Source organism: Nonomuraea sp. KM88 (genome assembly GCF_052245635.1).
Classification (GTDB): Bacteria; Actinomycetota; Actinomycetes; order Streptosporangiales; family Streptosporangiaceae; genus Nonomuraea.
On record NZ_JBQQCC010000001.1, the window covers coordinates 546,891 to 560,270 of the forward strand.

At 72.8% G+C, this 13,380-nt stretch carries 9 protein-coding genes; 2 read left to right on the forward strand and 7 right to left on the reverse strand.

Features of this window, described 5'->3' with window-relative positions; genetic code table 11:
• The first annotated feature begins 58 nt into the window (after nt 1–58).
• Complete coding sequence (locus ACTWPV_RS02590) at nt 59–2,047, forward strand: GTP-binding protein (protein WP_443150424.1); 1,989 nt, start codon at nt 59–61, stop codon at nt 2,045–2,047.
• Here the strand turns inward: ACTWPV_RS02590 and ACTWPV_RS02595 are convergent.
• From ACTWPV_RS02595 to ACTWPV_RS02625, 7 genes are all read right to left on the reverse strand, one after another.
• Nucleotides 2,044–2,796: an intradiol ring-cleavage dioxygenase gene (locus tag ACTWPV_RS02595; RefSeq protein ID WP_443150425.1), complete on the reverse strand. Its 753-nt coding sequence runs from the start codon at nt 2,794–2,796 to the stop codon at nt 2,044–2,046. The two genes, ACTWPV_RS02590 and ACTWPV_RS02595, sit on opposite strands and share 4 nt — an antisense overlap.
• Before the next feature lie 217 nt (nt 2,797–3,013).
• The gene (locus ACTWPV_RS02600) at nt 3,014–3,310 is read right to left on the reverse strand and encodes a hypothetical protein (RefSeq protein ID WP_443150426.1); all 297 of its coding nucleotides are present in this window, start codon (nt 3,308–3,310) and stop codon (nt 3,014–3,016) included.
• A 406-nt stretch (nt 3,311–3,716) separates the two neighbouring features.
• The gene (locus ACTWPV_RS02605; protein WP_443150427.1) at nt 3,717–4,448 is read right to left on the reverse strand and encodes an SDR family oxidoreductase; all 732 of its coding nucleotides are present in this window, start codon (nt 4,446–4,448) and stop codon (nt 3,717–3,719) included.
• 48 nt (nt 4,449–4,496) lie between these two features.
• The gene (locus tag ACTWPV_RS02610; protein ID WP_347641876.1) at nt 4,497–5,342 is read right to left on the reverse strand and encodes an oxidoreductase; all 846 of its coding nucleotides are present in this window, start codon (nt 5,340–5,342) and stop codon (nt 4,497–4,499) included.
• Nucleotides 5,343–5,608: 266 nt separating this feature from the next.
• On the reverse strand, nt 5,609–6,484 hold the full coding sequence (locus ACTWPV_RS02615; protein WP_443150428.1) for a helix-turn-helix domain-containing protein: 876 nt from the start codon (nt 6,482–6,484) through the stop codon (nt 5,609–5,611).
• Between the two features lie 92 nt (nt 6,485–6,576).
• On the reverse strand, nt 6,577–11,088 hold the full coding sequence (locus tag ACTWPV_RS02620) for a caspase, EACC1-associated type (RefSeq protein WP_443150429.1): 4,512 nt from the start codon (nt 11,086–11,088) through the stop codon (nt 6,577–6,579).
• A 178-nt stretch (nt 11,089–11,266) separates the two neighbouring features.
• Nucleotides 11,267–12,526, reverse strand: coding sequence for a C39 family peptidase (locus ACTWPV_RS02625; protein ID WP_443150430.1), 1,260 nt, complete (start codon nt 12,524–12,526; stop codon nt 11,267–11,269).
• Nucleotides 12,527–12,711: 185 nt separating this feature from the next.
• On the opposite strand from ACTWPV_RS02625, the gene ACTWPV_RS02630 reads away from it, so the two are divergent.
• The gene (locus ACTWPV_RS02630; protein ID WP_443150431.1) at nt 12,712–13,380 is read left to right on the forward strand and encodes an adenylate kinase family protein; all 669 of its coding nucleotides are present in this window, start codon (nt 12,712–12,714) and stop codon (nt 13,378–13,380) included.

Sequence of the window (13,380 nt, forward strand, 5' to 3'; positions counted from 1 at the left end):
GCACCTGTCATGTCCACCCAGGAAGGAAGCCCCATCTCAGTGAAGGACATGACGTTCGGTGCCCATCCTCAATCTCGGGATCCTCGCGCACGTAGACGCCGGTAAGACCAGCCTGACCGAGCGGCTGCTGCACGCCGCCGGCGTCATCGACGAGCCCGGCCGCGTCGATGACGGAAACACCCAGACCGACTCCCTGGCCCTGGAGCGGCAGCGCGGCATCACGATCAAGTCCGCGGTGGTCTCGTTCGTCGTCGGAGACACCACGGTCAACCTCATCGACACGCCCGGCCACCCCGACTTCATCGCCGAGGTGGAGCGCGTGCTGAGCGTGCTCGACGGCGCGGTCCTGGTCGTCTCGGCCGTGGAGGGCGTGCAGCCGCAGACCCGCGTGCTCATGCGCACGCTGCGCCGGCTCGGCATCCCCACGCTGATCTTCATCAACAAGATCGACCGCCGGGGCGCGGACCCCGGCCGGGTGCTGGGCGAGCTCGCCGAGAAGCTCTGCCCGGCCGTCGTCTCCATGGGTTCGGCCGCCGGTCACGGCACGGCCGGCGCGTCCTTCACGCCGTTCGGCGACGAGCCCGCCTTCGCCGGCCGTCTGCTCGACGTGCTCGCGGACCAGAGCGAGGCGCTGCTGGCCGCGTACGTGCACGACGAGAGCTCCGTCTCGTACGCAAGGCTCCGCGCCGAGCTCGCCGCCCAGACAGGGGAGGCGCTGGCGCACCCGGTGTTCTCGGGCTCGGCGATCACCGGCGCCGGCGTCGACGCGCTGATCGCCGGCATCGAGGAGCTGCTCCCGGCCGCCGAGGGCGATCCCGGGGGCCCGCTGTCCGGTACGGTCTTCAAGGTCGAACGCGGCCCGGCGGGGGAGAAGATCGCCTACGTGCGCATGTTCTCCGGCACGATCCGCACCCGCGACCGGCTGAGCTTCGCCCGTGAGGGGGAGCCCGGCGCGCCCCGCGAGGGGAAGGTCACCGCGATCAGCGTCTTCGACCGGGGCGGCGCGGCGCCGGGCCCCGGGGTGGGCGCGGGCCGCATCGCCCGGTTGTGGGGCCTGGCCGACGTCCGCATCGGCGACACGATCGGCCTGCCGCGCAAGGCCGAGGCGCAGGGCCATTTCCCGCCGCCGGCGCTGGAGTCGGTGGTGACGCCGGTCCGGCCCGGCGACCGTGGCGCGCTCCACGTGGCCCTCGCCCAGCTCGCCGAGCAGGACCCGCTGATCTCCCTGCGCCAGGACGACGTGCGCCAGGAGGTGTCGGTCTCCCTCTACGGTGAGGTGCAGAAGGAGGTCATCGAGGCCACGCTGCGCGACGACTACGGCATCGACGTCGCCTTCCGCGAGACGACCACGATCTGCGTCGAGCGGCCGATCGGCACGGGAGCCGCGGTCGAGGTGATCGCCAAGGATCCCAACCCGTTCCTCGCCACCGTCGGGCTGCGCGTCGAGCGGGGCCCGCGCGGCGGCGGGGTGGAGTTCCGGCTGGAGGTGGAGCTGGGCTCGCTGCCGTACGCGTTCATGAAGACGATCGAGGAGACCGTGCACGAGACGCTCCGGGAGGGCCTGCACGGCTGGCAGGTCGTCGACTGCGTGGTCACGCTGACCCACACCGGCTACTGGGCCAGGCAGAGCCACATGGGAGGAGGGTTCGACAAGAGCATGTCGAGCACCGCGGGAGACTTCCGCAACCTGACGCCGCTGGTCCTGATGAGCGCGCTGGCGCAGGCCGGCACCATGGTGGAGGAGCCGATGCAGAGCTTCCGCATCGACCTGCCCGCGGACACCGCCGGTCAGGTGCTGCCCGTGCTGGCCCGGCTGGGCGCCGTGCCGCGCGCCCAGTTCCCCGGCATGCTGGCGGGCGACATCCCGGTGGCCGGGGTGCACGCCCTGGAGCAGCAGCTGCCAGGGCTGACGCGGGGCGAGGGCGTGCTGGAGTGCGACTTCGACCGCTACCAGCCCGTACGCGGGCCGGTTCCCGAGCGCCCGCGCACCGATCACAACCCGCTCAACAGGAGGGAATACCTGCTGCGCGTCGTCCGGCGGGTCTAGCGGCCGTCCCGGCCGGGGTCGGCCGACAGGGCGATCGCGCCCAGGTAGCCGTCGCCGTCCTCCACGACCGTCATGAGCATGCCGTCGCGGTAGTCCTCGTCCTTCTCGTTGACCGTGTCGCGCCCGGGGTTCGCGGAGTACGGGGGCCTCGCCAGGACCGCGGCGTTGAGCGACTCGTCGAACATCAGCTGCGTGCACAAAACGCGCCGGTCGCTGACGTGGACCATGACGTGGATGTGCACGGTGCGGCCGGGGTACCAGCCCGGCCAGATCGTGGTGAACTGCACGATGCCGTCGGAGTTGGTGACCTGGGCGCCCCGCAGGTAACGCTTGTCGTCCGTGGGCGTCATATCGGTCATGAGCGGCATGCCGAGGCTGCCACTCTTCGACTCGTGCTCGGCCCCCGAGTACAGACCGGCGGCGTCGCAGTGCCAGATCTCCACCACGGCGTCGCGCACCGGCCGGCACGTCGCGCTGTCCTGGATCCTGATGCCCAGCCGCAGCCGCACGCCCTGCTTGCCCTCGCGGATGTCGCTGCGGATCTTTCCGGCGTCGAAGTAGAAGGGTCCCTGCGTCGCGCTGGGCGTCAGCGTGCACGTGCCGGCGTCGGCGAGCAGCGAGGAGAGATCCGTGTTGACCGTGCCGGCCCTGGCACCGGAGGCCGACAGCAGGCCGCCGAGCCCGAGCGAGCTGACACCGGCGATCAGCCGCCGCCGGCTGACCCGCCGGCCCTCATGATCGTGTCGCATTTGAGTTCCTTCTGGGCGTTCCATCCCCTCGCACGAACTTCTCACGGAACGACGGAAATCCCCCGAAGGCGCGGCGGTGACCAGGCGTTCTCGCCTGCACGCCGACCGATCCTTTACGGCGCCTCCTTTACGGCGCCTCCTTTACGGCGCCTCCTTTACGGCGCCGCATCGCGTACGCGCCCCAACCGCACAACGGCGGCCCGCCCGCTCGGAACGATCAGAACCCCGGCGGCGGCGAGCCGTAGATCGCCGGGATCGCCCGCTTGATCACCGCCACCGTCTGCTCGGGCGTCAACCCCGTGTTGTCGACTCCGAGGTAACGGTAGCCGTCCTGATCGGCGGCGATGGTCGCGTCTCCGGTGTCGGCCAGGTCCACCCGGTCACGCCACTCCTGCGTGGTCTGCTTGGCGCGGGTGAGCCTGCGGCGCTGCCGCTCGTCCCGCTCGACCAGCAACTGGACCATGTACACCTCGTCCGCCTCGGGGACGAGGTCGCGGGAAGCGCAGGTAGTCATCGCGGGTGCGGAAGAAGCTGCCCGCGATGACGTTCACGTAGCCGGCGGCCCAGTAGTTGCGGACGAGGACCGCGACGTTGGACCGGAGCAGGTGCCAGAACGCCTCGTCGTAGTGGCATGGATTGACCTGGCCCAGGTCCTCGCCGTCGACCCGAGCCCCGTACGGCGTGTGCGGCAGCAGCGCGCGGATGATCGTGGTCTTGCCCGCGCCCTCCTGCCCCGCGACGAGGACCAGGCGGCGGGCGGCGGGCTGGTGCGCAGACGCCTCGGAAGTGAACACGATCCACCAGCCTCCCACGCGGGCCGCGCCGCCGGGCCGCGCCGCCGGTCAGCGCCGCCGGTCAGCGCCGCCGGTCAGCGCCGCCGGTCAGCGCCGCCGGTCAGCGCCGCCGGTCAGCGCCGCCGGTCAGCGCTGCCGTGCCGGGCGGATGATCAGCTCGTTGACGTCCACCTCCGGCGGCTGGCCGACCGCGTACGCGATGGCGTCGGCGATCGCGGAGGGCGGGATGGAGTCCGCCCGGTAGGTGCGCATCGCCTCCCGGGCGCCGGCCTCGGTGATGGTGTCCGCGAGCTCGGACTCCACCACGCCCGGCGAGACGGTGGTGACGCGGATGCTCGGGTCGAGCTCCAGGCGCAGGCCCTCGGTGATCGCCCAGGCGGCGTACTTCGTGGCGCAGTAGACCGCGCCCGTCGGCACCACCTGGTGGGCGCCGATGGAGGCGACGGTGACGAAATGGCCGCCGCCCTGGCGCTGGAAGTGCGGGAGCGCGGCGGCGATGCCGTGCAGCAGGCCGCGCACGTTCACGTCGATCATCCGGTTCCACTCCTCCACCAGCAGGGAGTCGAGCCGGGACAGCGGCATCACGCCCGCGTTGTTCACGATCACGTCGATCCGGCCGTGCCGTTCGGCGGCGGCGTCGGCGAACGCGGCGACGTCCTCGCGGTCGGTCACGTCGAGGCGCCGCACGTCGACCGTGCCGCCGGCCTCCTCGATCCGGCCGGCGAGCTCATCGAGACGGTCCGTGCGGCGGGCGCCGATGACGACGTGGTTCCCGTCGGCTGCCAGCCGCAGCGCGGTGGCCTGGCCGATGCCGCTGCTGGCACCGGTGATCAGGACGATCTTCTCAGTGGTGGTCATGTCATCGTTCCTTCGTTTCGGTACGCCGGCTGGTTCCGGGCTGCCGCCCTACGCCGGGAAGTCGGCGCTGAGCGTGAGGTCACGCCAGGTGTCGAAGCCGGTTCTGAGGGTGTCCAGCCGGGCCGAGGCGACGTCGTACGCCGCCCTGCCCAGCAACAGGCGGAGCGGCGGCGCATCGGCTCCGACCGCGGCGATGATCGCCTGAGCCGCCCGCTCGGGGTCGCCGGGCTGTTTGCCGTAGGTCGCCAGCGTGGCGGCGCGGCGCGCGCCCGCCGTCTGCGCGTAGTCGTCGATCCGCACGGGGGACTGGCGCATGGAAGGGCCGGACCAGTTGGTACGGAAGGCGCCGGGCTCCACGATCGTGACCTTGATGCCCAGCGGAGCCACCTCCGCTGCCAGCGACTCCGACACTCCCTCCACGGCGAACTTGGTGGCGTGGTAGTAGCCGGTCGCGCCGAAGGCCGCCAGACCGCCGAGCGAGGAGACGTTCACGACATGGCCGGCGCGGCGGGCGCGCATGCCGGGGAGCACGGCCTTGGTGACGTCGAGCAGGCCGAAGACGTTCGTGTCGAACAGCGCGCGGACCTCGTCGTCCTCGCCCTCCTCGACGGCGGCCAGATAGCCGTACCCGGCGTTGTTGACCAGGACGTCGATGCGGCCGAAGACGGACTCCGCCCGGGTGACGGCCTCCTTGATCTGGTCCTGGTCGGTGACGTCGAGCGGCAGGGCCAGGGCCCGGTCTCCGTGGCGCGCGGCCAGGTCCGCGACCTGCGCCGGGTCGCGGGCGGTGACTGCCGCGCGCCCGCCGCCCGCCAGGACGGCGTCGGCCAGCGCCCGGCCGAGACCGGTGGAGCAGCCGGTGATGAACCAGACGGGCGTGTCATTGGTGGTCATACGAGGTGTCACTCCAGAGTGGTGTTCCACGTGTTCACGTGGTGGTCGTCATGCGTGGTCGTCGTGCGTGTGAGCGGGCGTGTCAGTGGGCGTGGTCGTCGTGCGTGTGAGCGGGCGTGTCAGTGGGCGTGGTCGTGGCCGTTGGCCGGTAGCCGGTGCTTGTCGGTCGTGTGCGGGCGTGGTCGGTGTGGGTGTTGTCGGGCGTTTTCTGGCATGGCAAATCGGCGCGCCGGCCATCGGGGCGGGCGCGTGGCTGGTGTGGGGGATCAGTCTTCGGTGGCGGGCGGTCGTTCGGCGGCGTGCGCCGGGCGCCGTACCTCCTGCTCGGCCGTCAGGCTGCCCAGCAGGGCCAGCGCCTCCTCGGAAGGGCTGCCCGGGTCGGCCTGGTAGACGACCAGTTGCTGGCCGGGGGCGCCGTTCACGGTCAGCGACTCGTAGTGGAGCGTCAGCTCGCCCACCAGCGGGTGCCGGAACCGCTTGGTCTCGTGGGTCTTCTGGCGGATGTCGTGGCGGGCCCACAACGTGCGGAAGGCCTCGCTCCTGAGCGACAGCTCGCCCACCACCTCGATCAGCCGCGGGTCGTCGGGGTCGGTGCCGGCCGTCGCGCGCAGCCCGGCGACGGTGTTGACGGCCACCCGGTCCCAGTCGGGATAGAAGTCCCGCGCGTCCTCGTCGAGGAACACCAGCCGCACCAGGTCGTCGCTGTGGGCGTGGCCGGCGAACAGGGCCTTGCCCAGGGCGTTGCCCGCCAGCACGGTCAGGCGGGGGCCGAGCACGACCGCCGGCGTGTGCGGCCAGGCCCGCATCATGCGCAGCAGGTACGGGCTGACCTGCTCGCGTCCGGGAGCCGGCCGCCGCCGCCCGGTGGACGCACCGGCCAGCCGGAGCAGGTGGGCGGCCGCGTCCTCCTCCAGGGCGAGGGCGCGGGCCAGCGCGAAGACCACCTGCGCGGACGGGTGGCGCTCGCGGCCCTGCTCCAGCCGTACATAATAGTCGGTGCTCACGCCCGCCAGCTGGGCCACCTCGTCGCGGCGCAGCCCCGCCACCCGGCGGCGCGTGCCCGGCGGCAGGCCCAGATCCTCCGGCTGGAGCAGCTCGCGGCGGGCTCGCAGGAACTGGCCGAGCAGGTTGTCCCTGTTCATACCTTCGAGGCTAGGACAGGAACCGCCTGAGCAGGAGCCCGGAGGGTGGGTGGGCTACTCCCACGATCCCTTCAGGGGTGAGCGGCAGCGGGTCAGGCCGCGCAGGGCGCTTTGTACGGGATGCCGGGAAGGTAGTGGGCCCACTCGGCCTTGGTGATCGTCATCCCCGAGGTCTCGCAGACGTTCGCCCGCGCCTGCTCCACGTCCAGCCCCCACAGCTGGGCCGCGACGCCGGAGGTGCCCGCCAGAACCGTGCCCTCCGGGCCGAACTCGATGTCGTTGACCGAGCCCGACCCCGTGAGCACCGCCCACAACACCGGCCGGGCGCGGTCGGCGACGTTCCACACCCGGATGGTGTCGTCGCGTGACGCCGTGGCGAGCGTCCTGCCGTTCGCGGCGAACGCGGCGGCGGTCACGTCGGCGGAGTGCCCGGGCAGGATCGACAACCGTCGCGGCCGTTCAGGCTGGGCGACGTCCCAGAGACGGGTCGTGCCGTCGGTGGCGGTCGTCGCGAGCGTCTTGCCGTCCGGGCTGAACCGCACGTCGAGCACGCCGCCGGTGTGGGCGGGGACGTCGGCCAGCCGGCGCGGCTCGGCGGGCGTGGACACGTCCCACAGCCGCAGGTGGGAGGAGCGCGAGCCGGTCGCGATGACGCGGCTGTCCGGCCGGAACGCCACCGTGTCGAGCATCTCGTCGGCCACGCCCGGCGCCGCCACCCGCTTGGGGGCGGCGGGCGTGGACACGTCCCACAGGTAGAGCTTGCCGTCCTTGCCCGCCGTCACGACCTTCTTGCCGTCAGGGCTGTACGCCGCAGACCGCACGCCGTCCGTGTGCCCCTTGAGCGTGGCCACGAGCTTGGGCGTGGCGGGCTCGGAGACGTCCCACAACCGCGCGGTCCTGTCGAGCGAGGCCGTGAGCAGGTGCTTGCCGTCAGGGGCGAACGAGGCCGCGACGACGGCGGCGGTGTGACCCGACAGCGTCGACAGCGGCGTGGACACCGCGGGGTCGGAGACGTTCCACAACTTCACGCTCTCGTCGTCGGAGACGGTGGCGAGGGTGTCGCCGTCCTTCGACATGGCCAGCCCGCCGACGGTGGACGTGTGGCCGGTGAGCCTGGCGCGCGGCGAGACACGGGCGGCGTTGGCGACGTTCCACAGGCGGGTCGTGCCGTCCACGCCGGAGGTGGCGAGGTTCTGGCCGTTCGGGCTGAACGCCACGCCGGTGACCGTGCCGCCGGCGCCCGCCAGCGTGGCGACGGCCTGCGGCGAGCTCGGGCTGGACAGATCCCACACGCGGGCGGTGCCGTCGGTGGAGGAGCTGGCCAGGATCTTGCCGTCGGGGCTGAACGCCACGTCACCGACCGCCGAGCCGTGCCCGCTCGCCGTGCCGACGAGCTTGGTGGCGGTGACGTTCCACACGTGCACCTTGCCGGTGTCGGAGCCGGTGGCGAGGTAGACGCCGTCGGAGGAGAACGCCACGCTCCTGACCGCGCCGTCCTGCGCGGGCAGGGTCGCCAGGCTGGTCGGCTTGGCGGGGGTGCGCACGTCGAGCAGCGCGACGCCGCCGGTGGACGACGTCACGGCGATCAGGCTGCCGTCGGGGCTGAAGGCCACCTCGGAGATGTCGGAGCTCTGCTGCAGCACGGCGACCCGCTTGGGCTTGCGCGGGTCGGCGAGATCCCACAGCAGGACGGTCCGGTCGGCGGACGCGGTGGCCATGATGCTGCCCTTGGGGCTGAACGCCACGGAGAGCACGCGCTCCTTGTGCCCCTTGAGCGTGGCCATGGCTCCGGGCCTGGCGGTGTCGGAGACGTCCCACAGCCGGGCGGTCTTGTCGGCGGACCCGGTGGCGAGGATCTTCCCGTCCGTGCTGAACGCCACCGCCTCCACGCCGCCCGTGTGGCCCTGCACAACGCCCAGAGCCTTCGGGCGGAGGGGGTCGGCGACGTTCCACAGCCGGGCGGTCTGGTCGCTGGACGCGGTCGCGGCCACCCGGCCGTCGGGGCGGTAGACCACCCGCTCGACGGGCGCGGTGTGCCCGACGAGCCGCGCGCCGATCGGGCGCGAGAGCGTGCTCAGCAGCGCCCCGCGGGCCTCCGCCGTGGGCGAGACCTGGAAGGCGCTGAGCGCGAGCTGTGCCGCGAGCGACGTGTCGGGCATGCGGCCGGCGGTCGCGGCGACCTGGCGCGACAGGGCCTGGTCGCGCTGCGTGGCCGCCGTCGTGGCCCGGCTGCTCGCCTGGCCTCGCTGTACCAGCGCCACCACGGCGCCGCCCGCGGCCACGAGCAGGAGCACAGAGAGGGCGGCGATCACCCCGCGGGCGATCTGCACGCGGCGGTTCTGCCGCCGCTCCGACGCGTCGAGGAACTCCCGCTCCGTCCGGGAGATCACGTCCTCGACGGGCGCCGGGCCGGGGGGCGCGGCGCCGCCGGTGCCCGCAGGACCTGGCACGTCGCCGTGGGAGGCGGGGCGGCCGCCCACCGCCGCCAGCGCGGCCGCGAGACGGCCCGCGTCGTACAGGTAGGCGGGGTCCTGCTCCTGCTGCTGCCAGAGCCGGGCGTCCTCGGTCAGGCGGCGCTGGACGAGCAGCCCGGCGCGGCCGGCGTCGATCCAGCCGCCGAGCCTGGGCCAGGCTCGGATGAGCGCCTCGTGGGTGATCTCCGCCTCGTCGTTCTGCACGGTGACGAGCCGGGTGCGGACGAACTCGGCCAGCACCTGCCCGGCCACCGACGGGTTGCCCGGCAGCAGTTCGGCGAGCGCGACCCGGCGTTTCGTACCGCCGATCTGGTCGTCCACCTGGACCAGCCGGATCAGCAGGTCGCGCGCCATCGGCTCGAACTCCGCGCCGAGCCCTCGCAGGGTGTCCTCGGCGCTCGACGCCAGCGCCCCCGTGACGCCGCCGGCCGACCGGTAGCCGGCCATGGTGAGCGTGCCGCCGGAACGCCGCTGCCAGGTGGCCAGCAGGGCGTGGGAGAGCAGCGGCAGCGGCCCGCCCGACCGTTCGAGCGAGTCGGCGTTCGCCTGGAGATCCTCCAGCAGCAGGTCGGTGAGCCCGGGCTCGAGCGAGAGGCCGGAGCGCAGGGCGGGCTGTTCGATCACCGCGCGCAGTTCGGCCCTGGTCATGGGCGAGACGATCTCGGGCCGCTTCATGGCCTCCAGGAGGCCGGGGTAGGCCGCGCAGCGCCCGAAGAAGTCGGCGCGGACGGCGAGCACGACGGCCACGTTCCTGGACAGCCCGGAGAGCGCCTCGACGAACCGGCGCCGGGCCCGCTCGTCGGTGCAGGCGATGAACATCTCCTCGAACTGGTCGACCACCAGCAGCGTGCGTCCCCTGACGCCCGTGAGCGCCCGCCGCGCCGCGCCCGGATCGGAATCGATGGCCGCGCGCAGCCGGTCGGGCGCGCTGCCGCCCAGCGCCGCCAGCTCGCGCGCCAGCGCCGCCGTCGGCTCCGCGCCGGGGGTCAGCACGAGGCACGACAGCTCGTCACCGAGGTCGCGCCGCATGGCGGGAACCAGCCCGGCCCGCAGCAGCGACGACTTCCCGCAGCCCGAGGCGCCGGTGACGATGAGCGGCCCGCCGGCCTCGAACGCCTGCGAGCCGACGACGACGGGCGGAGGGTCCTCCCGCAGGGCCTGCCGCACCCGCGTGGCCAGGGACCTCGTCGCGCTCTCCCGGCCGAAGAACAGCTCGGCCTGCTCGGCCGTGTAGGGGACCAGGCCGCGGTAGGGGCTGGACAGGTCGCCCGGCGAGGCGATCGGCGGGCCCGCCTGGGGGCGGCGGCTCGTCTGGGCGGGGTTGGGCGCGAGCGGCGGGTGTTCGGCCAGGGTGGCCGGCCGGCCGGCGGCCTGGCTGCGCGGGCGGGGGAAACCTCCTTCGGGGAGCACGCGGGCCAGGTGGTGATGGACGTGGTCGAGGGTTAAGTCGTGGGGTCCCGCGGGGTCGCCCTCGTTCAGCAGCCGCAGCAGCGCCCCGCTGAGCGCCGTGTGGCGGACGCCGGGCAGCGCCCACGAGTTCTCGTCCTTCGCGGACGACGCGAGCACGTGAGCGCCCGGCCAGGACGCGTCGATCACCTTCTCCATCGCCGTGGCCGGCACGGGCCGGCCGGCGCCGGTGAAGCAGCAGTCGAGGACCACGACGGTCAGCCCGGCCCGCGAGGACGCCAGGATGTCGCGCACCGCGGACCAGGGGAGCGCCTGGTAGCCGGGCACCCCGTCGCCGAGGTCGACGGTGGCCTGCGTCGCCAGGTGCGGCTCGTCGTCAGGCCCGGACACGACGTGGCCGACGTAGTGGAACATCAGCACGGACGTGGCCTCGCGCGCCGCCCGCTCGAGCGCCTCGCCCAGCGCGGCCGGCGTCGCCGGGTCGAGCAGCACGTTCAGGCCGGACGCGGCCAGGCCCGCCCGCTCCACCAGGCACCGGGCGACGTCGTTGACGGTCGGCGGCACGGCGGGCACCTGCGGCAGCCGCGACGGCGCGCGGTGCGCGCCCGTGCCCGCGACCAGCACGCGGGCGCCTTCGTCCGACAGCAGCAGGGAAGGCCCGCTTCGCCGTGGAGGCCACACCAGCCGGGTCTTCTCGAGCGTCGCAGCATCGTCCTCGGTCATCCGGCGCTCCACGGCATGGGGAGATGGGTCGGGCACGGGCGTCGAGGGCGCCGTGCGCAGCGACATCAGCTCACCGGACGACCCCCCGATCGGCGTTGTACGCGGGGAATCGAGCGGGCTGGCCCGCCTTCCCCGGGTGACAGGGTACGCAGGTCTCCGCCCGTCGTCGAGTCGGTCGTCACCAGTTGGCGGGCAGCCCGGGAGTCGTGGCGGGCAGGGTGTGGCCGGGCGGGTGGATGACGTACGCCACGCCGCCGCTGCTCGAACCGCGGAGCCACACGTTCTCGAAGTTCGCGCGCGGATAGACGCGGCGTACGGCGGAGTTGGAGGAGGAGGCCGGGTCGTTGGCGATCACGTCGCCGCCGGAGGTGAAGCCGACGATCGCCATGAGGTGACCGTCGGTGCCGTAGCCGGCACCGGGCAGCTCGCTCGCCTTGAACGACTGCGAGGTGACGACCGGGATGCCCGCCTTGATCAGGAGTTCCAGCTCGGTCAGCGAGCGCAGCCGGGTGACGAACCCGTCCATCCCGTACCGCCCCGCGTAGGCGGTGTTGAACGGCCAGTTGCCCGCGCCCTCGTACGCGTGGTCGTAGGTGTGGCGGGCGGCGTAGTCGACCTCGGGGTCGGGATCGGAGGGGTCGACCCAGGAGGTGTCCTGGGCGCTGGGCCACTTGTCCCAGTAGCCGAGGACCATGGTGGTCGAGGTCGGGCTGCACCATGCCTCGCCGCCTCCGTCCCACTCCGGGTAGTGGCCCTGGTGCACGTTCTGGGAGCGGCGCGGCACGTCCAGCTCGGTGCCCCACGCGCCGCCGCCGGGGCTGACCGGCACCGTCGCGCGGTCGGGCACGTTGGAGGCCATGACGCCGGACGTGCGCACCCGCGGCGTCGCCGAGGAGCCGGGCGCGCGGTAGAGGGTCAGCCGCAGCTGATAGGCGGTCACGGGTTTGCCCGCGGCCGCGACCAGGGTGTCCACGGCCACCGACGCGTCGTCGTCGCCCTGCCCGGGCACCGACGTGCGGCGGATGTCGCCGTCCGCGTACGCCCACCTGCCCAGCGAATACCACTTCGTGAGGCCCTCGGCGTTCCTGGCGCGGGTCTCGACCTGCATCCACGAGCCCGCCGGGACGACCGCCGTCCAGGAGGCGATCAGTTCGGTGGCGGGGAACCCGACGGCCCGCTCGGGGCCCGTCCAGCGCGTGTACTCCCAGGTCCTGGTGCCGAGCGCGTCGGTGTAGGAGACGGTGCCCGCGGCCGAGCCGAACGTCAGCCCGTCGCCCGCCGCGGTGCCCTCGGGCGTGCCGGTGGCGAAGTCGGCCCGCTGGAAGACGACGTCGGGGACGACCTTCCCCGGCCTCGCCGCCGCGCCTGCCGGAGCGGCGGACGTCGCGGTCATGAGCAGGCCTGACAACAACGACAGGAACACGGGCAGCGTACGCATGGACCCACCTTCTCCGAAGGCGCTCGATCTTGCTGACAATAGGCGCAACCGGTCCGTAAAGCATCGGGAAATCTACGTATCGCCATCCCTCGTTCATGACGGGAATTCCCGGCCCGGTCCGCATGAATACAGTTGGGATGGTGACGATGCGCAAGAGATAAGAAATAATCCCCGGGAAGTGTGACATGCGGAAATATGTGATCATGGGCGTGCAGGGGAGCGGCAAGGGCACTCAGAGCGCCCTGCTCGCCGGCGACCTCGATCTGGTGCACATCAGCGTGGGCGACATCTTCCGCTGGCACGTCAAGAACCACACCAAGCTCGGCGCCCAGGTGCGCCGCCTCGTCGCGGCGGGGGAACTGGTGGGGGACGACCTGGTGGAGGACGTCGTCAGCGACCGGCTCCATCTGCACGACTGGAATTACGGGTTCATCATCGACGGATTCCCGCGAAACCGCCGCCAGGCGGAGTTCTTCCTGGAGAGCTACGACATCGACGGTGTGATCCATCTCGACCTGCCGGACGAGGAGGTACGCCGGCGCGTCCTCGCCCGGCGGCTGTGCTCGCGCTGCGGGATGGACTACAACCTGATCGCGCACCGGCCCTCGACCGAGGGGCGGTGCGACGTGTGCGGCGGGGAACTCGTCACCCGGACCGACGACACCCCCGACGCCCTGGCCAGACGGCTGCGCGACTACCACACCAAGATCGATCCGGTGCTGGAGCTGTTCCGGCGCAAGGAGTACGTCATGACGGTCGACGCCCGCGCCGGCAAGACCACGGTCCAGCAGGCCATCCGCGCCAGCCTCGGCCTCCCGCCCCACACACCGTCCCACCCCGGTGAGACCGCCTGA

Bases quoted from the DNA above. Each gene is read 5' to 3' on its own strand.
- ACTWPV_RS02615 (WP_443150428.1), bottom strand. From the start codon at position 6,484: ATGAACAGGGACAACCTGCTCGGCCAGTTCCTGCGAGCCCGCCGCGAG.
- ACTWPV_RS02595 (WP_443150425.1), bottom strand. From the start codon at position 2,796: ATGCGACACGATCATGAGGGCCGGCGGGTCAGCCGGCGGCGGCTGATC.
- ACTWPV_RS02620 (WP_443150429.1), bottom strand. From the start codon at position 11,088: ATGACCGAGGACGATGCTGCGACGCTCGAGAAGACCCGGCTGGTGTGG.
- ACTWPV_RS02630 (WP_443150431.1), top strand. From the start codon at position 12,712: ATGCGGAAATATGTGATCATGGGCGTGCAGGGGAGCGGCAAGGGCACT.
- ACTWPV_RS02625 (WP_443150430.1), bottom strand. From the start codon at position 12,526: ATGCGTACGCTGCCCGTGTTCCTGTCGTTGTTGTCAGGCCTGCTCATG.
- ACTWPV_RS02605 (WP_443150427.1), bottom strand. From the start codon at position 4,448: ATGACCACCACTGAGAAGATCGTCCTGATCACCGGTGCCAGCAGCGGC.
- ACTWPV_RS02600 (WP_443150426.1), bottom strand. From the start codon at position 3,310: ATGACTACCTGCGCTTCCCGCGACCTCGTCCCCGAGGCGGACGAGGTG.
- ACTWPV_RS02610 (WP_347641876.1), bottom strand. From the start codon at position 5,342: ATGACCACCAATGACACGCCCGTCTGGTTCATCACCGGCTGCTCCACC.